Origin of the sequence: Antiquaquibacter oligotrophicus, from assembly GCF_020535405.1 — a bacterium.
Lineage (GTDB): Bacteria > Actinomycetota > Actinomycetes > Actinomycetales > Microbacteriaceae > Rhodoglobus > Rhodoglobus oligotrophicus.
Genome location: NZ_CP085036.1, coordinates 868,781 through 889,628 on the forward strand (window position 1 = coordinate 868,781; position 20,848 = coordinate 889,628).

Here is a 20,848-nt window from a genome sequence, read left to right on the forward strand (position 1 = left end):
CCCTCCAACAACATCGCGCGCGCTACCGGCGCATCATGCGCTTCGCGACGCGTGTGCTCGTGCAAGCGTGGTGGTTCGAACTCGTGCTCCCGCGTTTCGGTCTCGCGCGTTTCGCCGCGCGGGGGCGAATCCCCCGCCTGCAGAAGGTCGCGCGACGCTTTCACGGTCTCGCCATCGAACTCGGCGGGCTGATGATCAAGGTCGGACAGTTCATGTCGTCGCGCCTCGACGTGCTCCCACCCGAGATCACTCGCGAGCTCGAGGGACTCCAAGACGAAGTCGCGCCCGAAGCGTTCGAGAGGATTCGTGCGCAGGCGGAAGCGGAGTTGGGGCTGTCACTCTCGGACGCGTTCGCCTCGTTCGACCCGGTGGCCATCGCCGCGGCATCCCTCGGCCAGGCCCACCGCGCGACACTGTCGGAGGGCCTCGCCGCCGATCTCGGTTTCACGGACGTTGTGGTCAAAGTCCAACGCCCCGGCATCGAATCGATCGTCGAGGTCGACCTCGCGGCCCTTCGGCGAGTGTCGCGGTGGCTCGCGCGTGTGCGCATCGTGTCATCGCGTGTCGATGCGCCAGCGCTGGTCGAGGAGTTCGCCGCGACGAGCCTCGAAGAGATCGACTACCTGCACGAGGGCGCAAACGCCGAGCGTTTCGAGGCCGACTTCGCTGGGGATGCGCGAGTTGCCGCGCCGACGGTCGTGTGGGAGCGCACCACTCTGCGTGTTCTCACGCTCTCGGATGTCACGGCCATCAAGATCAGCGATGTCGCGGGCCTCACCGCCGCCGGCATCAACCCCGCGGAGGTAGCTCAGGAGCTCGCACGCGCGACGTTCCAGCAGATCTTCGTCGCGGGCTTCTTCCACGCCGACCCGCACCCCGGCAACATTTTCGTCACCCCGGGGGCTACCGGCGAGCCCGGCGATTGGCGTCTCACCTACATCGACTTCGGGATGATGGGCGAGATCACCGACACCCTCCGCGCTGGGCTGCGTGACTTCATCCTCGCCGTCGTCGCCCGGGACTCGCGCGCCCTCGTCGCCTCGCTCGAACGACTCGAAGTGCTCCTGCCGTCGACGGAGACGGACGAACTGGAGCGGGCCATGTCCGCCCTGTTCGACAGGTTCGGCGGCATGGGGGTAGCGGAGCTCCAACGGGTGGACCCCCGAGAACTCGAGGTCTTCGCGGCACGATTCGGGGAAACCATCCGTTCACTGCCGTTCCAACTGCCCGAGAACTTTCTCCTGCTCATCCGCACGATCTCGCTCATCTCCGGTGTCACGAGCGCACTCAACCGCGATTTCAACATGTGGGACGCCGTCGAACCCTTCGCGCGCACCGTGTTGAACCCCGGCACGGGCGCGTTGCGGGAGTTCGGTCAGCAAGCCGTGTCGTTCGCCTCAACACTCGCGCGGCTCCCCCGCCGCGTTGACGAACTGGCGGCGAGAGTCGAACGCGGACAAGTCGCCGTGCGCACCCCGGAACTGGACCGACGGATGCGCCTCCTCCAGCGCGCCGTCAGTCGGGTCGCTTCCGCCGTCGTCTTCTCGGCGCTGCTCATCGCGGGGGTGCTCCTGCGCCCGACGGACGAGGTGCTCGGCTGGGTGCTCATGGGCGCCTCGGTGGTGCCGCTCCTCCACGTTGTGCTGGGTGGTCGCGGGCGGTAGCGCCCCCGATCGCCAGCCCGACCACGCTGGCCTGGGCATCCCTGCTATCCAAACGTTGCGGAGGATGACACGCCCTGCAGTGGCCCGCTGCATGCCCGCTCTCGGCGCGCCATCCTCCGCAACGTTGTCGATCGGCAGGCACTCGCGTCCTAGACGGATGTCGGCTCCCTGGGGTAGACCTTTCAGGTGACCCCCATTTGGGGTTCACATCCTGTTCACGAAGTGGAAACGGCGCGTGCGCATCACCGACCTAGCGTGAAAGGTCAGGGGGATTCGCGCGGTGTCGCGCACGTCTGCCCCGTGGCAACAGCCGGTCGATCACACGAGGAGCGAAACATGTCACCCAGTCGATCCATCAGAACCAGAGCCTGGTGCGTGGGGGTGATCGGGGCGGCCCTCATCGCCGCGCCCCTCGCTGCCGCGCCAGCGCACGCCGCTGAGACCGCGGTGTTCATCAACGAATTCCACTACGACAACGACGGAGCCGATGTCGGCGAAGCGATCGAAGTCGCGGCGGCACCCGGTACCGACCTCACGGGGTGGAGCATCGTGCTGTACAACGGAAGCAACGGAGCCTCCTACGGCACGCTCCCCCTGAGCGGAACCGTCGGCGCGACCGCGACGGTCGTTGTGCCGGCCCCCGGAATGCAGAACGGCTCGCCGGACGGCCTGGCGCTGGTCAACGGAACCACCGTGGTCGAGTTCCTCTCCTACGAGGGAGTCATGACCGCGACCAACGGCCCGGCATCCGGAATGACGAGCGTTGACGTAGGGGTCTCGCAGCCGTCCAACGCGCCCGTCGGCTCATCGCTGCAGCGCATCGGAACGGGGGATGTCGCATCCGCCTTCACGTGGACGGGCCCGGCCACCAGCAGCTTTGGCACCATCAACAGCGGCCAGACCTTCGCGGGCATTTCCGGTCCGGAGATCGAGGAGCCCGGCCCCGCAGTCGAAGCCACCATCGCGGAGATCCAGGGGACCGGCAGCGAAAGCCCCTTCCACGGTGACCTCGTCATCACGACGGGTATCGTCACCGCAGCCTACCCGACGGGTGGGTACAGCGGGTACTTCATCCAGACCCAGGGCACGGGAACGATCGGCGAGGGCCACGCGGCATCCGACGCCGTCTTCGTCTACTCGCCGTCGACAGTCGGCTCCGTCTCGATCGGCGACCTCGTCGAGGTCACGGGAGAGGTCGACGAGTTCAACGGACTCACCGAGGTGATCGTCGAAAGCGCCGACGACCTCACGATCGTCGATGACAACCCCGCGACCGGTGTGACGCCGGCGGCGATCGCGATCCCCGGGACCGTCGAAGGGCGCGAAGCCCTTGAAGGAATGCTTCTCGCACCGCAGGGCGACTTCACCGTCTCGAACAACTACACGACCAACCAGTACGCAGACATCGGTCTCGCGGTGGGCACGGCCCCCCTCATCCAGCCGACGGAGATCGCTCGCCCCGGCACCGCGGAGTACGCGGCTGTGGTCGCCGACAACGCGGCCCGGGCGATCACACTCGACGACGGCGCCAGCATCGACTTCCTCATCGGAGACGCCCGTAACACGCCGCTCCCCTACCTCACGACCGACGTCATCTCCGTCGGGGCACCGGTGACGTTTACGTCGCCGATGATCTTCGACTTCCGCAACAACACCTGGAAGCTGCAGCCCACGACGCAACTCACCGTCGAGAACGCAGCGACCGTGCAGACGGCGGAATTCGGTGAGATTCGAGTCGACGAGCCCGAGGATGTCGGGGGCGATGTGAGCCTCGCAAGTTTCAACGTGCTCAACTACTTCACCACCACCGGCGACGAGCTCACGGGCTGCATCTACTACCGGGATCGCAACGACAATCCCATCTCGGTTGACGAAGGATGCGACGCGCGCGGAGCCGCGAACGACGAGAACCTTGCGCGACAGCAGGTGAAGATCGTCGCCGCCATCAACGCGCTCGACGCGGACGTGGTCTCCCTCGCGGAAATCGAGAACTCGGCGGCGTTCGACACCAATCGCGACGAGGCCCTCAGCCACCTCGTGGATGCCCTCAACGCCGACCTCGACGGCGAGGTGTGGGACTTCGTTCCCTCGCCCGCCGCGGTGCCCGCCGACGAGGACGTGATCAGGAGTGCGTTCATCTACCGCAGTGCGGCGATCGCGCCGATCGGTGAGTCGAGCATCCTGCTGAACTCCCCTGCCTTCGGCAACGCACGCGAACCCCTCGCGCAAGCGTTCCGCCCGGTGGGCGGCGACGAGTCGACGACGTTCGTCGCCATCGCCAACCACTTCAAGTCGAAGAGCAGCGGAAGCGGACCGGATGCCGACCAGAACGACGGGCAGGGTGCATCCAATGCGTCCCGCGTCGCACAGGCACAAGCACTCGTAACATTCGCCGACCAGCAGGCCGCCGCGGCAGCAACCGACATGGTGTTCCTCACGGGTGACTTCAACGCGTACACACAGGAGGACCCCATGAAGGTCTTCTACGACGCCGGATACACCGACCTCGGTTCGACCACGGGCGAGTACACGTATGCGTTCCAGGGCCGGGTCGGCTCGCTCGACCACATCATCGCCTCGCCGGCAGCGGCGGCCGCGGTGACGGGTGTCGACATCTGGAACATCAACGCGGGTGAGCCGGTGGCCCTCGAGTACAGCCGTTACAACTACAACGCGACGCTGTTCTACGACGAGTCGGTGTTCCGCTCGAGCGACCACGACCCCGTGATTGTCGGCCTGGATCTCACGAGCGACACCGGGATCACCGTCGACCGCGTTGCCGGCGCCAACCGCTACGAGGTCGCGAGCAACATCTCGCAGGCCGCCTACCCGGAGACGGCGCCGGTCGTCTACGTCGCGAGCGGCGAGAACTACCCGGATGCTCTCTCCGCTGGCCCCGCGGCCGCGGCCGAGGGCGGCCCGCTCCTCCTCGTGCGCCCGAACGAACTGCCGACCGTGATCGCGAGCGAGATCGCACGGCTCCAGCCGTCGAAGATCGTTGTCGTCGGCGGGACCGCTTCGGTGAGTGAGGGTGTGTTCAACGACCTCGCGGCGCTCGCGGACGAAACGGTGCGCATCGCCGGAGCCAATCGCTACGAGGTGTCGCGCGCGGTCGCCGAGTACGCGTTCGGTGCAGCCGACGTGCCGCTCGTGTACGTGGCGACGGGCGAGAAGTTCCCGGATGCTCTGGCTGCGGGTGGAGCCGCCGGTTCCCAGGGCGCGCCCGTCGTGCTGGTGCGAGGTTCGGCAACGGACCTCGACGCTGACACGGCGACGCTGCTGGCGGACCTCGGCACCAGCGACACACGCGTGCTTGGAGGCGAGGCATCCGTGACACCCGGCGTCTTCGAGGATGTCGCGGCCCTGACCACCGCGGTGCGCCTCGGCGGTGTCGACCGCTACGAGGCGGCGCGCTCGGTCAACGCTGATGCATTCGACGCGGCCGACCGTGCCTTCGTGGCGACGGGCGCGAACTTCCCGGATGCTCTCGCGGGCTCTGCGTGGGCGGCCTCGGCTGGCGCCCCGCTGTTCTTGGCGCCGGGCACGTGTGTGACCGCGGGTGTGTTGGCCGACTTCGAGTCGCTTGGGGTTGACCACGTGACACTCCTCGGTGGCGAGGCATCCCTCTACCCGGACGTGTTCGCACTCACGCCGTGCACCGGTAGATAAGAGGTGACACGAGGGGGCGGCGGGCGCGAGCCTGTCGCCCCCTTCGTGTTGCGGCTACCCTCGAGGCATGCACCGGATCTTCGGGATGCCCGTCGCAAGCGTCTACCCCCTCTACGTGCAGAAGCTCGAGCGCAAGGGCAGGACCCAGGCCGAACTCGACGAGGTCATCCGCTGGCTGACCGGCTTCACCGATGCCGAGATCGCCGGGCACCTCGCAGCTCAGACGACATTCCAGGACTTCTTTGCGGCGGCCCACCTCAACCCGCACGCCGACCTCATCACGGGTGTGATCTGCGGCGTGCGCGTCGAACACATCGAGGACCCCCTCATGCAGAAGATCCGCTACCTCGACAAACTCGTCGACGAGCTCTACAAGGGCAAACCCATGGAGAAAGTGCTCCGGATGCCCGTGGGCGCGTAGCGCGCTGCCCCTGCTGCAGCGAGTGCTGCCAAACGGTCGCTAAAACGACCCGCAGAGCAGCCATATGGCATCACTCGGCGTGACATGAAGTCGACTGCGCATTGATGTGACGCGCCTGGGTGACTCCGCGAAGCTCTTCAATGTGCGTGCACCAGGGAGGCACTGCTGTCGGTGGGAGTTGACCGGCCACGAACCTGCGTGCGGCGTGGCTGGCGGCCTCTTCAGATGATGAAATCCCTGTGAGAACCACAGAACCGCGCAACCGACGCATGTCAGTCGCGCGTGTACTCGGCCACAACCTCATCATCCGGGTCGCCGACGTAGAAGCTAATCGAGTCGCGAATCCTGTTCAGCCAGCCCTGCCGCGAACCATTAAACGAATCCGGATCATCAATATCGAATCTAATCTCCGAGGCACTATTGACGAGGTCGATAGTGCCAGTGATGTCGGCGATCTCATTTGAGCCGATTCCGTCGCTCCATGAAGAGTTCTCGCGAGCGTGACCGAAGGGAAAAAACTCCTGCGGGGCATTCTCTAGTGTGAACGAGTTGTCACGTGAAATCGACAGTTCGGATGTGTGCCCGGTGGGAGCCACGTAAGTCCAAGTGCCTACTACCTCTTGCAGTTCAATCTCGCGAGAATCAAGGAACGAGCAGGCCGTCAGGGTCGATATTAGAACGGCGATCGCGAGGATCCCGCCGAGGCGAGTATGGCCTTGATGCATCATGCCCCGATCCAATGGGAAATACCGCACGAGATTCAACTTAGTGCGCACGAAATGCGCGATGGTCCAGGAGCCTACGCCCGCCGGGGATCGCGCGGCAGAGGCATATCAGCGACGATCTCTCGAGTCAGCGGAGAAGGTGCTGCGCTGCCTCTCGCAAAGGCGACGCCTTACGTCGTGCCCCTGGAGGGACTCGACGCCCCACCGGCACGGCCGCCACGTCGCGGTAAGCCGCAAGTGCAAGTGACTGCGAAGCGCGACCCGTCGGAACCGGCGGGGCGGGGACCCCCGGCATCCGAGGGGCCACCCACCGGCACGATGTGAAAAGCCGCCCGCAGGCGGCTTCTCACATTCGTGCCCCTGGAGGGACTCGAACCCCCAACCCTTTCCTTAGGACGGTCACGATCGCGAAACAAGAGATTGCAATCCATCGCAGTCTCTAGGCCGAGATCCGCGGGAATACGGGATTGTTGGACAGTTTTGGTCGCGCGGATTGCAAGCGATTGAAGGGGATTGCCACGGCTGTTGCCCCACGTTTGCCCCACGTTCTGCCCCACGCCGGAGATACGAGGATGTCGCCTCAACGGAGCAGCGCTGGTCTTCGAGTGGCACGCAGAAAGCCGGTTCCGCTAATCCGGACTCGTCTGCGGATAGAGTTTGGGGAATTCCCGAAGGAGATTCAGTGGCGAACGACACCGACTTCAACCATGACCAACTCGGTCACATCCTCGGGGACCAGTTGCTCGAGGTTCCACGCTTCCAGCGCGCGTACTCGTGGAAGCAGGAGAATGTCGAGGAATATTTGGCCGATCTAAAGGCCGCGAGGTCGCGTGGCGACGCGTACTTCATGGGGACTGCCGTCTTTGCTAAGCCTGCGGATCCGAAGGATCGATTACAAGTTGTCGACGGCCAGCAGCGCCTTGCAACTACAGCGGTGTTCTTCATGGCCATCCGCGATCTCCTCGCTGAGTACGGATTGGCGAAACAAGCAGAGGAGACCGAAAAACAATATCTGCGGGGATACGCGCTTTCGGCACAGGCGGAAGTCGAGAGACTGATTTTGAGCCCCAAAGACGTCCCGACCTACAACTTGCTGCTTGATGGCGACCGAGCAAACGCCGACGATGACCACCTGTTGACCGCCTGCTACGACGTCTGCCTCAATCACTTGCGGGAGGTCGCACCGACTCCAAAGGAAGTTGATCTGGTCAACGCAGTCGCGACTCAGCTCTTGACCCGCGTGCAAGTCCTAGTCGCTGTGGCTTCCGGGCTTTCCGAAGCGTACGTGATCTTTGAGACACTGAACGACCGCGGCGCAGACCTGACCACCGCAGACCTGCTCAAGAATTACCTGTTCAGCAAGGCCGGTGCACATATGCGCTACTTCGAGCACTCCTGGGTCGCGCTTGAATCGGGCTTCGATAAGGCGGACGATTTGGTGCGCTTCATCCGGTACGAGTACGCGACACGTAATGGTGCAGTGCAAGTGCGTCGGCTCTACCGCTCCATCCAGACCGAGCTCGAGCAGCCGGGCGCAGATGCTAGAAAATATGTCGAGAGGCTTTTGAAGGCTCGCGACGTGTACCGCGCGCTCCGCAACCCGGACGATGCGTATTGGTCTACTCAGGACACCGACGTTCGGGACGCACTCCTTGCGTACCGCCGATTTGGATTTGAGAGCAGTTTTCCGACACTCATGGCCGCATTTCTAAAGTGGACCAAACCCAGCGCGTCCAAATTGCTGGTCAAGCTGTCGAAGTGGTCAGTTCGTGCCCAGTTCGACGGACGAATCGGCGGACAGCAGTCCGAGGAAGCCTTCGGCACTGCCGCCGTCGCAATTACCACCGGTGCGGCAACCAACCAAAGCGCAGTTCGAACGCACCTCGCTAAATTGATCCCGACCGATTCAACCTTCAAGGCCGCCTTTGTCGCGTACGGCGCAGTTCCCACAACACGGGCGAAATACGTGCTTGCGATGCTTGACCGCGCGGCTGAGTCCAAAGCTGGCCGGGCCCCGCGGTCGGTGGACTGGGCATCTACGTCCTACAACATCGAGCATGTCTATTCGAATAGCGCAGGCAAGTCCGACCCTGACCTGAATGAGATCGTCGGAACGATAGGCAACCTCGCGATCCTTGAGAAGAAACTCAACCGGGATCTGGGTGCGAAACCATTCAGCGCCAAAAAGACCAACTACGCGACATCAGATTTTGAGCTAACCAAGAGTCTGGCGAGTGAATCAACTTGGGGCAGGGCGGAGATCGAGAAGCGAACGCGCGAACTCGCCGACCTCGCCGTTATCGCGTGGCCAGCGCACTAGGCCAGCCCGCCACCCAGCTAGACAAAGGCGATGGCGATGGCGGGACACCTCCGAGCGGCCAGTGCTCGATGTCGCGCCTGCTGAGAGAATTTGAGTATGGCAACTAGTCCCGGGTTCTACCTTGCAGTTGGGTCGGTTCTTAGCGAATCAGTCACTACGAGGATCACAACATCTGGCAGCAAGTACGTATCCAAAGCGCTGTCGTCAGGGCCGGCAAACTGGCGAAAGATCACTGAGCTCCTTGAACGCCCCGACCTCACCGGGGCGATCGTCAAGCTCACCGGTAAGGACTTTGAACGCTTACACCAGGATCGCTACCGCGATGCCGCCGCAGGGTTGTTGAACGCGCTTACGAAGGTGCCGCACATCCTCCTTGTGCACGAGGCTGTCGCAAGCGCGCCGGGACTTGAGCTGCCAAACGAACCTCTTCAAGAGAACGACGAAGGTGTGGTCGACGACGACTGGGACGACGGATCCTGGAACGATCGAGTTGCCAAAGCGTACTTCGGGACCGTGCCAGACGAAGTTCGCGCCCACGTTCAAGAGCTGTTGGCAAGTCATGGCCTGACCATGTCCACGTATAAGCGCAACGCCGAAGCCTCGGTTCTCGCTGCATCGTTCGTCGATGACTCGCAAGGCAATCTTCTGTTCCGGATCTACGTGCCGTCGGGGAGGTTGTATGAGGATGAGTTGGCGAAGCTCCTCGAACTATTTCACGACTGGCTAGGTGCGGTGAAGCATCAGACGGTGAGGCAGGAAGGGTACAGGACTCCAAGCGGACGCGTGATTGAGTTCTATGGGGAACCAGGAACGACTGCAGCCGAAATGAGTACCGAACTCCAGGAGTTCACCGCATTTCTTAGCGTTATTGACGAGCCGGAGGCTGCGGAGCGAATGCTGAACGAAATGGGCCTTGAGCCGCGGCGCGCTAGGGAACTAGTGGCAAAGTATTCGAAGGAGGCTCGCCGAGTACTGCTAGATACGAAACACGAACGAGATCGTCGAACACTCGCGATTCAACAGCAGCTTGAATCCGAACTGGTCGACGAACTGCAAGCTGTCCCTCCCGCGGAGATTGAACGCTGGGTCCAAGAGCTCGTACCTCATTCTCCTTTTGCGTCTAGCCCTTACACTCAAAAGACTCTTCCGGGATCCGCATTCCCTCAACTGGTCGTTCAACAGCAGTTCTTCCACCATGTCGAAGGCGTTGTGGCTCAGAACGTAAACGGCTCGATCACCTTCGGAACACCCGCTGACGATCTAATCAAACTGATTCGCGAGTTCGGCGGCGACTCCATGAACGCACTTGAATCTGACACGCGCGAACTTTCCGATCCTGGGGCGCCTGCACCAGCGCGGATTGGGGCCCGTCAGAGACTCAAGGACTTCCTTGTTCGGAACGGAAACCGGATCGAAGGCGCTGCGTTCGCCACGGTTTGGAAGTGGCTAGAGGGTCAACTAGGTGGCTAAGAGTCCGGGCGCGGGACTCGCGGCTTAACATCGCCTGAGTGCCCCCGACAGGACTCGAACCTGCAACCTAACGCTTAGGACGCGCACGCTCTTCCATTGAGCTACGGAGGCCAACCTTTTCCCTACCAGGGAGTTTCTTCTACCCTGCCCCATGTTTGCCCCACGAAAACACTTGAAAACCCCGGAAAACCTGAACCCGTGAGGGAACATTCTTTCCTTAGGACGGAACTGCTCTTCCATTGAGCTACAGAGGCCTGGTGCATCCAGTGTAGTTGCGCGCGACAGGCGTCGAGTGTTGCCAAACGGTCGCTAAATAAGGCGCCAGAGCAGCCAAATGGCATCACTCGGCGACAAGTCGAGCAAGCGGCCCTAGCTGGGAGGGTAGAGGAACGACACCACCGACGACGCGGGAATGGTGCGCTGGCTGTACATGCCGGGCACGTAGTTGTACTCCTCGAGCGTCACGGTGCCGTCGGCATTGACGCTCTTCACGTAGGCCACGTGGTTGCCGCCGGTGTAGGCGACCGCGCCGGCGATCGGCACGTTCGAGATGGTGCGGCCGAGCGACTCCCAGTTGTACTGCCACTGGCCGCCGTTGCCGCCGTACGGGGTGAGGTTCGACCACACCCACTTGAACGGCGGGGCAAACGAGCCCTGGTCGCGGTTGATGCGCCACGCGACGAAGTCGACACACTCGCGGTAGTAGTAATTGAGCGGCGAGAGCTGGTTGTCCATGATCTCGTAGGGCCACGGGTAGTCGTCACCCATCTCACGAGCGCCCGACGCGAGGTAGGCCTCGTTGGCCGCAGCGCGCACGGCATCCTCACTCGCCTGTGCGAGCTGCTCCGGCGTGGTGGCGCTGTAGCCGTCGCGCGTGGCGATGCTCGCCGCGATGTCGTCGCTCACCTGGATGGTCTGCGTGGTGCCGGGCGCCTTCGCCTCGATCACCTGGGTCTGCTGCGTCGCGTACGCGGGAATGGCCGCGACAGCAAACAACCCGCCTACTGCGGTCATCGTTGCGAGAACGCTCAGCGGGTTGCGCTTGGAGGGCTGGGGCCCGGATGCCCGAACCTCCCGCACCTCGGAGGTACGAAGTGTCTTCTTCACGGCCCGAACCCGTGGCTGCTTCTGCCGTGTGGGCCGCGGAGCGGCTGCCGAGAGCGCCGCCGCCTGGCGGGCCGCGCGGCGCGACTCGTGCTGAACCTGGGCAGGGGCATCCGCAGAATTACCCCGCGCTGATGCAGGGTCGAACAGGTCATCCAAGTTTCTGGATGGCGTGCGGTCAACCACGAATGCGGTTCCCTTCGGGTTCAGGACTCCGTTCGAGGGTACGCGAGGTACTCGCTCAAGTCCATTTGAGGTAATGGATTCCCTGCTAAGCCGCAGGTGCGAGGTATTCCTCCCAGTCGGGAAGCGCGCGTTCGATTCCGCGAACGAGCCACGAGGTGCCGTGCGGGGGGCGCGGCTGGCTGCGCAGGTTCCAGTTCATCTCCGCTGGTGTGCGGTCGCCTTTGATGTTGTTGCAGCGGAGGCAGCAGGCGACGAGGTTCTCCCACGTGTCCTTGCCGCCTCGCGACCGGGGCATGATGTGGTCAATGGTGTTCGCGGACCCGCCGCAGTAGCCGCAACGGTTGTTGTCGCGGCGCAGCACGCCTCGGCGCGACACGGGAACGTGGCGGCCCGTCGGGATGCGCACGTAATTTCGGAGGATGATCACGGACGGGCGTTCCCACGCGCCATCCGCCGCCCACACGGGGTGTTCGATATCGGCGGCGACGATCGTCGCCTTCTGATTCATGACGAGCACGAGCGCTCGTTTGAAGGACACGACGGCGAGCGGTTCATAGCCCGCGTTGAGTACCAGGGTTCGCAACGGTCATCCTCTCGAAGGGCCTGCACGGCTTGCAGGCGGGTTCGACAACCTCAGACCAGCTGCGCGCGCGGCGACTTCGGGGCAACAAAAAAGGCACCGTCAACTAAGACGATGCCTCATTGGAGCGCGCGGCTGACCGCGCCCTGCCCGCTGTGCCGTATGTAGAAGTAGGCACGCGCATCCACGGTTTGGATGCTGCACCTGCGACACATAGGGCTCTCCTCGTACGCAATTACTCCGAGGGCTACAGGGTAACCCAGTTTGTCGGTGCAACTGTTACGCGACGCGAAGACGTAACCCAGCCTTCACTTGGCTGGCCGTAGCGGCGTACGCGAAAACTCAGATCCCGATGCGAACGATGTAGTAGCCGCTGTCGTAGATGGGTCGCACGCGCACGACGTCACCGTAGTCGGGGGCGTCGATGAACATGCCGTCGCCGAGGTAGATGCCGTTGTGGCCGGGCAGAGTCACGATGTCGCCCGGGAGTGCTGCCTCGGTCGCAATCGGGGTGCCCATTGCGGCGATACCCGACACCGAGTGCGGAAGCGCGATACCGAACTGCGCGTACACGTAGGAGACGAAGCCGGAGCAGTCGAAACCTGCGGGGGTCGCGCCACCGTAGACATACGGAACACCCTGGTACTGCAGCGCAACACTTGCCACCGACGCGAGGTCGAAGCTCGGGTATGGCGGGTTGGCGAGCAGATCGGAGATCGAGGGCCCGGATGCCGCGACGGCGGCAGCCGCAGCAGCGGCCGCCTCTGCCTCGCGTGCTGCAGCGAGTTCCTCCGGGCTGGTCGCGCCGAAGCCATCGCGGCTTGCGGAGAGGACCGAAGCGGAACCCGCGACCGTGAGGTTCTGGGCATCCGCCTTCTTGAGGGTCTCCAGTTCGCCGGACGCCTGGATCGCTGCGTCGGGGCTACGGAACGCATACGCGGGCAATGCCACGGTGGCGAAGAGCCCGGGAACGACGAGTCCCATGACGGCGACGCTGAGGATGCCGGAGCGCACAGACTTGGCGCTCGGGCGGGAGATTCGGGGTGCAGTCGGGAGGGTGAGCTTCGAGGCGATGGCCTTGAACTGAACTGCTACTTCGGTACTGCGGTCGTGCTCGGGTCCTGCATTCGTCAAGAGGTGACCTCCTGGCGCCTCGGCAACTGTAGGTTGTTGCCCCATCCGTTCCGTATATGTATTCACGTACCTGGGTGAGACGGGCTTTGCGAGGCGCTCACCTCAGCGTCCACGATCGGGTGTCAGATCTGCGGGACCTAGCGAGTGTACGCGACCTTGCGGCGAATGTCACCTGTTCGCGTGTCATGAAAGCGCCTCAGCGCTTCAAGTGGCGCGGTTTAGCGCTCCACGAAGATGTGGACCGCGACCTCGTTCGGCAGCTCGAGTCCCTCGTCGAAACCGTCAACCTGAACCGCGACATAGGAGCCGGCGGCCGAGAATGTGGCGGATGCACCAGGCACAACTCCCGCGTTCTGCAGCTGCTGGAGCAGCTCCGGCTCGAACTGCACGGGTTCGCCCAGGCGACGGATCACGGCGGTGCGGGCATCCCCCGCAGCAACGAACTCGACGAGGTTCACGACACCGTCCATGAAGGCGGGTGCCGCCGTGCCACCCAGCTCTTCGAGGCCGGGGATCGGGTTGCCATACGGCGACTCCGTGGGGTTGCCGAGCATGTCGAGGAGTCGTCGCTCCACCTGCTCACTCATCACATGCTCCCAACGGCATGCCTCGTCGTGCACGTATGCCCAGTCGAGACCGATGACGTCGGCGAGCAGGCGCTCGGCGAGGCGATGCTTGCGCATGACGTGGACCGCGCGAGACCGCCCCTCGGTGGTGAGTTCCAGGTGGCGGTCGCCCTCGACGACAACGAGACCGTCGCGCTCCATACGCGCGATGGTCTGCGAGACCGTCGGGCCCGAGTGTCCGAGGCGCTCCGAAATGCGCGCGCGCAGGGGCACGATGTGCTCCTCCTCGAGATCGAGGATCGTGCGCAAGTACATTTCAGTGGTATCGACGAGGTCCGTCATGAGTCCAGCCTAACGTTGCGAGAACTCTAGGATTGAACGCATGCCCGGCATCAGCATTCCCTTCGAACTACTGCCCGTCGACGGACGATTCGGCTGCGGCCCCTCCAAGGTTCGCACCGAGCAGCTCGAGCACCTGGCCGCCAGCGCGACCGTGCTCGGCACATCTCACCGCCAGGCGCCGGTGAAGAACCTGGTGGGACGTGTGCGCGAAGGACTCGGCGAGTTGTTCCGCATCCCCGACGGCTACGAGGTCGTTCTCGGCAACGGCGGATCGACCGCGTTCTGGGATGCCGCCGCCTACTCGCTCATCGAGAACCGCAGCGAACACCTCACGTTTGGTGAGTTCGGTGCCAAGTTCGCCGCTGCCGCGAAGGCACCGCACCTTCAGGCACCCCGCGTCATCAACGCCGCGCCCGGCACACGGGCTGAGGTCGAACTCGACGACGTCGATGTTTACGCCTGGCCGCACAACGAGACGTCGACGGGCGTCATGGCGCCCATCTCCCGGGTTGCGGGTGACGCACTCACCGTGATCGACGGCACGTCCGCGGCTGGCGGCATCGACTTCGATGCCTCGCAGGCCGACGTCTACTACTTCGCGCCGCAGAAGAACTTCGCGAGCGATGGCGGGCTGTGGTTCGCGCTGTTCTCGCCAGCGGCTATCGAGCGTGTGGAGCGGATCGCGGCATCCGATCGCTACATCCCCGAGTTCTTGTCGCTGAAGAACGCTGTCGACAACTCGCGCCTCAACCAGACCCTCAACACTCCCGCCCTCACAACACTTCTGTTGCTCGAGAACCAGATCGACTGGATCAACGGCAACGGCGGCCTCGCGTGGGCGGATGCTCGCACCACCGAGTCGTCGCAGGCGCTGTACGACTGGGCCGAGGCATCCTCCGTCGCCACCCCGTTTGTGGCGGACCCGGCCGACCGCTCGAAGGTGGTCGTCACGATTGACTTCGACGAGTCGGTGGATGCTGCGGCCGTCGCCGCGACCCTCCGCGAGAACGGCATCGTCGATACCGAGCCCTACCGCAAGCTGGGGCGCAACCAGCTGCGCGTTGCGACGTTCGTCGCGATCGACCCGAGCGACGTGCGCGCCCTCATCACCTCGATCGATTACGTGCTCGAAAACCTCTAGCTCGTTTTCACGAAGTCCATCCACAGCACGATGGCCGGAGTGGCGGCGATGGCAACCGCGGCGAACACGATCGCGTAGACCGCTCCCCCGCTGCTGGCGATCAGCCACGCTCCGATGGCGGAAGTCACTACCGTTGCTCCCAGCGGAGCGGAAGCCCGCGACGATCTCGCAACCGCCTCGCCAACAAGGGACCCGAGCCACGCCAGCAGTCCTGCGGCGGCACCCACGACCATCCCGGCCATCACAGCAAACCCCAGGAACATTTCGTATTCGGGGTCCGCCGCTCTGGCCGCGAACGAGGCCACAACCGCGAGGACGATCCCTCCCATCGCCCCGGCGACGATAAGACCGAGTGCACGCATGACAACAACCTATGTCTCTTTGAGGCGTTGGTTTCGATGACGCCGGGCTGCGCCCGGCTACTCAACCAACAGGTACTACAGACCCCGCTAGTTGAGGAGCGCTCCGCAGGAGCGCGTCTCGAAACCTGCGCCCCCGCGCAACTCGCCGCCGCTAGGCTGCTGCCGTGAGACTGTGGCTGAAGGACTCGGAGCGTCGCCCCGACCCGGCACCCGTGGCGACGGATGACCGCAAGCCCATGCTCATCGGCATCGCACTGTGGCTCGTGGCGCTAGCCGTGCTGCTGCTGTTCATGCCCCAGCTGACCGAGGCTGGCCTCGGCGGGTGGCTCTGGACGTGCATCGCCGGCATCGCACTCGGGCTCATCGGAATCCTCTACACCCACTGGCGTGGAGGCCGGCGCTAGGGCCTAGTCCGAGCCTTCGCCCACCTCGTCGAAGACCGGCTCACGCTCATCGTCATCGTCGTCGGGTTCTTGCTCGTCGAGGTCGTCGATGTCGACACCGTCGAGATCGCCGCCGTGGAGCACGTCGTTGCCGAGCACGTCGTCCTCATCGAGTTCGTCCTCGTCCTCGTCTTCGCTGTCGCCGTCGAGGTCTTCGTCGTCCGCATCGCCGTCATCCGCGGCATCCGATGCGTTCTGCGCTTCCTGGGCCGCCTTGTACTCGGCGAGACGCTCCGACCACGGCACCCAGTCGGGCGCGAGAAGGGCACCGTCGCCGGGCAACAGTTCCGCCTCGAGGACGGTCGGGGCCTCACCGTCAATTTCGGCGAGCGACACCGTCCACGCCCAGCCGGGGTACCCGGCGAGCGCGGAATCGAAGGTCACAGTGATGCTGCCGTCCTCCTCCACCGCTTCACCGAGTAGGCGACCGATGGTGGCGTCGGGCGTGATCTCGACGAGTGCTGCGCGGGCAGCACTCACGCGCGGGGTGGGCTCAGGCATCCAGCTCGTCCGCGACCCTGCGCAGCATGGCAGCGATCTTCGCGCCGTGCGCCTTGTCGGGGTAGCGGCCACGCTTGAGTCCAGCGCCGATACCGTCCATGAGCTTGACGAGGTCCTCGATGATGATCGCCATGTCGTCGGCCGGCTTGCGGTTGATTTTCGCGAGCGACGGCGGGGCATCCAGCACCCGCACCGACAACGCTTGCGCACCGCGCTTGCCGTCGGCGATTCCGAATTCGAGGCGAGTGCCCGCCTTGGGGGTGACGCCCGCGGGCAGGGCGGAAGCGTGCAGGAAGACCTCCTGGCCATCATCGCTCGAGATGAAGCCGAAGCCCTTCTCGTCGTCGTAGAACTTGACCTTGCCGGTAGGCATGAGGGAACTCCTTAAATGCTTGTAGTGCAAGCCTAGTCCGCCAGCGGCGGGCGAGTCGGGCGTCCTCTATCCTTGGGGGGTGGCTAACGACACTCCCCCGGTTCCGCGCGCTGAGCGCGTCATCGCTTTCATGATCGCGTCCTCGGTGGGACTGGCCGTTGTCGCGCTGCTCGCGGTCGTTATCGGCACTGCAGTGGGCGTCCGCGACTTCAGCACCGGGCTGTGGCCTTTCGCGTTCGTTCTCACCCCGATCGCGCTCGTCTTCGGCTTCATCCTCCTCATCACGCTGCTCGTTTTGACGGCGGTTCGGCGCAGCCGGGCTGCGAAGGATGCCGACGGTTAACGACTCGGCGCAGCTGCTCGCTCACCAGCTGCGGTCGTCGAGCGACGAGGCCCTGCGCGAACTGCTGGCGGTTCGCGAGGTGCGGTTGACGGGCATCCGGGATTTTTTCGATCTGGCGGATGCCCTGCTCGACCCGTCGTCCGTGCGTGCCGCGCTGTCTCGACTGGACCGACCGACACTCTCCGCGTTGTCGGCCCTTGCAGCCCTGGGACACGCGACCCCGGCAGAGCTCTCGGCGCGGCTGTCGTCCCTCGGCGGTTCCGGTGAGCGCGTACCTGCCGCCCTGGTCACGGCGGAGTCACTGGCCCTCGTGGTGCGCTCCGATGACATCGTGCTCGCCGTCGCACCTGTAGCTGACGAGTTTCGCGAGTGGCCGATCCGCGGCCTGCCGGGTGTCGAGGAACTCGCGGCCGGACTGAGACCGCCCGCGGTCATTCCCGCGATGGGCGCGGAAGCCGAGTCGGTCAATGTCACCGCCGCCGAGCACGCGTTCGATACGACCGCCGCAATCGCCGAGCTCGTTGTCGCGATCGGCGACGAGGGTGCCCATGAACTCGCACGCGGGGGCCTCGCTCTGCCCGACAGCAAGCGACTGGCGTCGGCGAGTTTTGTGCCCATCGACACCATCCCGCGTCTCGTTGAAATCGCTGCCCGCGCTGGACTGATCGCGCTCGACGGTTCGACGTGGCGCGCTGAGCCGTCGTCGGCCGAATGGCTCCTGCTCGATTCGCCCCGGCGATGGGCGCGACTGGCGGGCGCGTGGCTCGAACAGGTTCCCCCGGACCTCCGCGAGGCACTGTCCGCTCTCGCCCGCGCCCAGTGGGGCGAGAAGCTCGCGCAGTACATCGCGTGGTTGTTCCCCGCGTCGGGCGAGTGGATGCGCGAGCGTGTTGCCGCGTATTCGACGGATGCCGAACTCCTCGGCATCACGGCGCGAGAGTTTCCGAGTGCGCCCGGCTCCGCGCTGCTCGTCGACGGCGTGGACGCGGCGTGTGGCGAGATGGCGCGGCTCTTCCCGTCGGCCGTTGATCGCGTCTACGTGCAGCACGATCTCACGATTGTCGCGCCGGGCCCGCTCGCGCCGGCGGTGTCGGAGCGCCTCCGCAGTTTTGCGTCGCTGGAGGCCCGAGCGCTCGCGAGCACGTGGCGGGTGTCCGGCGAGTCGCTGGACCGCGCCATCGCACGCGGTGAGACCGTGCCGGGCATCCGTGAGTTCTTGGGCGACATTTCGCTCACCGGCATCCCTCAGCCGCTCGAATACCTCCTCGCCGAGACGGAAGCGCGATTCGGGCTAGTGAGGGTGTCGCGTAACGACGTCGGCGGCACGCGCGTGCGGTCTCGAGATGCCGCGATGCTGAAGACCCTGCTCGTGGATAAGTCGGTGGCATCCCTCGGCTTCGTTGTTGACGGCGTCGATCTGGTCAGTCGATTCGACCGCGACGTCGTGTTCTTCAGCCTGCGCGATGCCCGTTACCCGGTCGCCGCCGAAGGGCCATCTGGCGAGATCGTGGTGCCGTCACGACCGCGCCGAGCGCCCGTCGTCGCGGAAGTTCCCGATACCGTCGGCGCCCTTCTGCTGCGGCTACGCGCCGACGACGAGATGTCCGATGACACGGGCGAGGCGTGGATCGCGCGGCAACTCGACATGGCCATCCGCAGCAAGCAGGCGCTTGCGGTGAGTGTGCGGATGCCCGACTCCAGCGTCGTGGACTACCTCCTCGAACCGGCGAGCGTGGCCGGGGGAAGGCTCCGCGGTCGCGACCGGCGCTCCGACCTCGAGCGAACCCTCCCGCTCGCGAGCATCGTCGCCGTCGCTCCCGCACCCTGATTCTCGGCCGCACGCGCCTAGGCTGGAGGGATGACTGACGGCCCTCTCATCGTGCAAAGCGACCGCACGGTGCTGCTCGAGGTGGCCCACCCACAGGCCGAGGATGCCCGGCACGAGCTCGCCGTGTTCGCCGAACTCGAGCGCGCACCCGAGCACATCCACACCTACCGCATCACGCGCCTCGGCCTCTGGAACGCGCGCGCCGCCGGCCACGACGCCACCGACATGCTCGCGACGCTGGAACGTTTCTCCAAGTTCCCGATCCCCCAGTCGGTCGCCGTCGACATCACCGAGACGGTGGGGCGCTACGGACGGCTCGTGATCGAACGGGACGACAACGGCACACTCCTGCTCACGGCCAAAGATCCTGCGGTCCTCAGCGAGATCACGCGCGCACGCAAAATCGCCGCACTGCTCCTCGACAAGGTCGGTGATCGTTCCTTTGTTGTGCAGGCGTGGGCGCGCGGGCAACTCAAGCAGGAGCTCCTCAAGCTCGGCTGGCCCGCGGAAGACGAGGCGGGCTACACACCGGGCACGCCGCACGAGATCGAACTCGACGAGACGTCGTGGCACCTGCGCCCCTACCAGCACCAGGCGATCGACGGTTTCGCGGCGCACGGTTCGGGCGTTGTGGTGCTGCCCTGTGGCGCAGGCAAGACCCTCGTCGGGTTGGGCGCCATGGCCGAGGAGGGTCGCACGACGCTCATCCTCGTGACCAACACCGTCTCTGCGCGGCAGTGGAAGGCGGAGATTCTCAAGCGCACCACGCTCACGGAGGAGGAAGTGGGCGAGTACTCCGGGCAGGTGAAGGAGATCAAGCCCGTCACCATCGCCACGTACCAAATCCTCACGTCGAAGCGGAAGGGCGAGTTCGCCCACCTCGCACTCCTCGACGCGCTCGACTGGGGCCTCGTCATCTACGACGAGGTGCACCTCCTCCCCGCTCCCGTCTTCAAACTCACTGCCGACCTGCAGGCGCGACGCCGCCTCGGTCTCACCGCGACCCTCGTACGCGAGGACGGCCGCGAGGGAGACGTGTTCTCCCTCATCGGACCGAAACGCTTCGACGCCCCCTGGAAGGAGATCGAGGCGCAGGGATTCATCTCGCCCGCCGAATGCTTCGAGGTGCGGGTGGATCTACCGGAGCACGAACGGCTCCAGTACGCGGCAGCAGCGGATGACGAGCGCTACCGGCTCGCGGCATCCGCCCCCGAGAAGATCCGGGTCGTGAAGGAACTCGTTGCCAAGCACGAGGGCGAGCGCATTCTCGTGATCGGGCAGTACCTCGACCAGCTTGAGGAGCTGGCGGATGCCCTCTCCGCTCCCGCTCTGACCGGCTCCACCCCGGTTGCCGAGCGTGAGCGGCTCTACCAGGAGTTCCGCGACGGGGTTACGAAGGTGCTGGTCGTTTCGAAGGTCGCGAACTTCTCGGTGGACCTCCCCGAGGCAACGGTCGCGATCCAGGTCTCGGGTTCGTTCGGGTCGCGCCAGGAGGAAGCGCAGCGACTCGGTCGCCTGCTGCGACCCAAAGAGAGCGGCATCCCTGCGAGCTTCTACACGCTTGTCGCGCGCGACACGGTGGATCAGGATTTCGCCCAAAACCGCCAGCGCTTCCTTGCCGAGCAGGGCTACAGCTACACCATTCTCGACGCTGCGGCCCTCGCCCCGGCCTAGCG

Annotated in this window: 18 protein-coding genes and 1 tRNA gene; 10 read left to right on the plus strand and 9 right to left on the minus strand. The window is 64.8% G+C overall.

Annotated features, from left to right (window positions below):
* The first annotated feature begins 35 nt into the window (after nt 1-35).
* From LH407_RS04280 to LH407_RS04290, 3 genes are all read left to right on the plus strand, one after another.
* Entirely contained in the window at nt 36-1,664 is a 1,629-nt protein-coding gene (locus LH407_RS04280) for an ABC1 kinase family protein (protein WP_322132532.1), read from the plus strand.
* Between the two features lie 336 nt (nt 1,665-2,000).
* Nucleotides 2,001-5,333 carry an ExeM/NucH family extracellular endonuclease gene (locus LH407_RS04285; RefSeq protein ID WP_322135035.1) on the plus strand — a complete coding sequence of 1,111 codons (3,333 nt, stop codon included), beginning with the start codon at nt 2,001-2,003 and terminating at the stop codon, nt 5,331-5,333.
* A 67-nt stretch (nt 5,334-5,400) separates the two neighbouring features.
* Complete coding sequence (locus tag LH407_RS04290; protein WP_322132530.1) at nt 5,401-5,754, plus strand: DUF2200 domain-containing protein; 354 nt, start codon at nt 5,401-5,403, stop codon at nt 5,752-5,754.
* 272 nt (nt 5,755-6,026) lie between these two features.
* Here the strand turns inward: LH407_RS04290 and LH407_RS04295 are convergent, their stop codons facing one another.
* On the minus strand, nt 6,027-6,482 hold the full coding sequence (locus tag LH407_RS04295; protein WP_322132529.1) for a hypothetical protein: 456 nt from the start codon (nt 6,480-6,482) through the stop codon (nt 6,027-6,029).
* A 679-nt stretch (nt 6,483-7,161) separates the two neighbouring features.
* On the opposite strand from LH407_RS04295, the gene LH407_RS04300 reads away from it, so the two are divergent.
* Both LH407_RS04300 and LH407_RS04305 read left to right on the plus strand, forming a co-directional pair.
* Complete coding sequence (locus LH407_RS04300) at nt 7,162-8,799, plus strand: DUF262 domain-containing protein (RefSeq protein WP_322132528.1); 1,638 nt, start codon at nt 7,162-7,164, stop codon at nt 8,797-8,799.
* A gap of 96 nt (nt 8,800-8,895) precedes the next feature.
* Nucleotides 8,896-10,269, plus strand: a complete 1,374-nt coding sequence (locus LH407_RS04305; RefSeq protein WP_322132527.1) for a hypothetical protein — start codon at nt 8,896-8,898, stop codon at nt 10,267-10,269.
* 39 nt (nt 10,270-10,308) lie between these two features.
* On the opposite strand, the gene LH407_RS04310 is transcribed toward LH407_RS04305, so the two are convergent.
* The 5 genes from LH407_RS04310 to LH407_RS04330 form a co-directional block, all read right to left on the minus strand.
* Nucleotides 10,309-10,380 (minus strand) — tRNA-Arg (locus LH407_RS04310).
* 258 nt (nt 10,381-10,638) lie between these two features.
* Complete coding sequence (locus LH407_RS04315; RefSeq protein ID WP_322132526.1) at nt 10,639-11,376, minus strand: CHAP domain-containing protein; 738 nt, start codon at nt 11,374-11,376, stop codon at nt 10,639-10,641.
* A gap of 268 nt (nt 11,377-11,644) precedes the next feature.
* Nucleotides 11,645-12,142: an HNH endonuclease gene (locus tag LH407_RS04320; protein ID WP_322132525.1), complete on the minus strand. Its 498-nt coding sequence runs from the start codon at nt 12,140-12,142 to the stop codon at nt 11,645-11,647.
* A gap of 339 nt (nt 12,143-12,481) precedes the next feature.
* Nucleotides 12,482-13,273 carry a C40 family peptidase gene (locus tag LH407_RS04325; protein ID WP_322132524.1) on the minus strand — a complete coding sequence of 264 codons (792 nt, stop codon included), beginning with the start codon at nt 13,271-13,273 and terminating at the stop codon, nt 12,482-12,484.
* 218 nt (nt 13,274-13,491) lie between these two features.
* Nucleotides 13,492-14,181, minus strand: a complete 690-nt coding sequence (locus LH407_RS04330) for a metal-dependent transcriptional regulator (protein ID WP_322132523.1) — start codon at nt 14,179-14,181, stop codon at nt 13,492-13,494.
* A 40-nt stretch (nt 14,182-14,221) separates the two neighbouring features.
* On the opposite strand from LH407_RS04330, the gene serC reads away from it, so the two are divergent.
* Nucleotides 14,222-15,322, plus strand: coding sequence for a phosphoserine transaminase (gene serC, locus LH407_RS04335; protein WP_322132522.1), 1,101 nt, complete (start codon nt 14,222-14,224; stop codon nt 15,320-15,322).
* On the opposite strand, the gene LH407_RS04340 is transcribed toward serC, so the two are convergent.
* Nucleotides 15,319-15,684: a hypothetical protein gene (locus tag LH407_RS04340; protein WP_322132521.1), complete on the minus strand. Its 366-nt coding sequence runs from the start codon at nt 15,682-15,684 to the stop codon at nt 15,319-15,321. The two genes, serC and LH407_RS04340, sit on opposite strands and share 4 nt — an antisense overlap.
* Before the next feature lie 164 nt (nt 15,685-15,848).
* Between LH407_RS04340 and LH407_RS04345 the strand changes: the two genes are divergently transcribed.
* A complete protein-coding gene (locus LH407_RS04345; RefSeq protein WP_322132520.1) occupies nt 15,849-16,088 on the plus strand; it encodes a DUF2530 domain-containing protein in 240 nt (79 codons plus the stop codon).
* 3 nt (nt 16,089-16,091) lie between these two features.
* Here the strand turns inward: LH407_RS04345 and LH407_RS04350 are convergent, their stop codons facing one another.
* Together LH407_RS04350 and LH407_RS04355 are read right to left on the minus strand one after the other, a co-directional pair.
* Nucleotides 16,092-16,628, minus strand: a complete 537-nt coding sequence (locus LH407_RS04350; protein WP_322132519.1) for a DUF3027 domain-containing protein — start codon at nt 16,626-16,628, stop codon at nt 16,092-16,094.
* Nucleotides 16,621-17,001, minus strand: coding sequence for a cold-shock protein (locus LH407_RS04355; protein WP_322132518.1), 381 nt, complete (start codon nt 16,999-17,001; stop codon nt 16,621-16,623). Before LH407_RS04355 ends, LH407_RS04350 begins: the two co-directional genes overlap by 8 nt.
* A gap of 79 nt (nt 17,002-17,080) precedes the next feature.
* On the opposite strand from LH407_RS04355, the gene LH407_RS04360 reads away from it, so the two are divergent.
* The 3 genes from LH407_RS04360 to LH407_RS04370 are packed head-to-tail and all read left to right on the plus strand — an operon-like array spanning nt 17,081 to nt 20,846.
* A complete protein-coding gene (locus LH407_RS04360) occupies nt 17,081-17,344 on the plus strand; it encodes a multidrug ABC transporter ATPase (protein ID WP_322132517.1) in 264 nt (87 codons plus the stop codon).
* Nucleotides 17,331-19,172, plus strand: coding sequence for a helicase-associated domain-containing protein (locus tag LH407_RS04365; protein WP_322132516.1), 1,842 nt, complete (start codon nt 17,331-17,333; stop codon nt 19,170-19,172). Before LH407_RS04360 ends, LH407_RS04365 begins: the two co-directional genes overlap by 14 nt.
* A gap of 30 nt (nt 19,173-19,202) precedes the next feature.
* A complete protein-coding gene (locus tag LH407_RS04370; protein WP_322132515.1) occupies nt 19,203-20,846 on the plus strand; it encodes a DNA repair helicase XPB in 1,644 nt (547 codons plus the stop codon).
* Nucleotides 20,847-20,848: the final 2 nt, after the last annotated feature.

Bases quoted from the DNA above. Each gene is read 5' to 3' on its own strand.
- LH407_RS04285 (WP_322135035.1), top strand. From the start codon at position 2,001: ATGTCACCCAGTCGATCCATCAGAACCAGAGCCTGGTGCGTGGGGGTG.
- LH407_RS04370 (WP_322132515.1), top strand. From the start codon at position 19,203: ATGACTGACGGCCCTCTCATCGTGCAAAGCGACCGCACGGTGCTGCTC.
- LH407_RS04365 (WP_322132516.1), top strand. From the start codon at position 17,331: ATGCCGACGGTTAACGACTCGGCGCAGCTGCTCGCTCACCAGCTGCGG.
- LH407_RS04350 (WP_322132519.1), bottom strand. From the start codon at position 16,628: ATGCCTGAGCCCACCCCGCGCGTGAGTGCTGCCCGCGCAGCACTCGTC.
- serC (WP_322132522.1), top strand. From the start codon at position 14,222: ATGCCCGGCATCAGCATTCCCTTCGAACTACTGCCCGTCGACGGACGA.
- LH407_RS04330 (WP_322132523.1), bottom strand. From the start codon at position 14,181: ATGACGGACCTCGTCGATACCACTGAAATGTACTTGCGCACGATCCTC.
- LH407_RS04280 (WP_322132532.1), top strand. From the start codon at position 36: ATGCGCTTCGCGACGCGTGTGCTCGTGCAAGCGTGGTGGTTCGAACTC.
- LH407_RS04290 (WP_322132530.1), top strand. From the start codon at position 5,401: ATGCACCGGATCTTCGGGATGCCCGTCGCAAGCGTCTACCCCCTCTAC.
- LH407_RS04355 (WP_322132518.1), bottom strand. From the start codon at position 17,001: ATGCCTACCGGCAAGGTCAAGTTCTACGACGACGAGAAGGGCTTCGGC.
- LH407_RS04305 (WP_322132527.1), top strand. From the start codon at position 8,896: ATGGCAACTAGTCCCGGGTTCTACCTTGCAGTTGGGTCGGTTCTTAGC.
- LH407_RS04295 (WP_322132529.1), bottom strand. From the start codon at position 6,482: ATGATGCATCAAGGCCATACTCGCCTCGGCGGGATCCTCGCGATCGCC.
- LH407_RS04340 (WP_322132521.1), bottom strand. From the start codon at position 15,684: ATGCGTGCACTCGGTCTTATCGTCGCCGGGGCGATGGGAGGGATCGTC.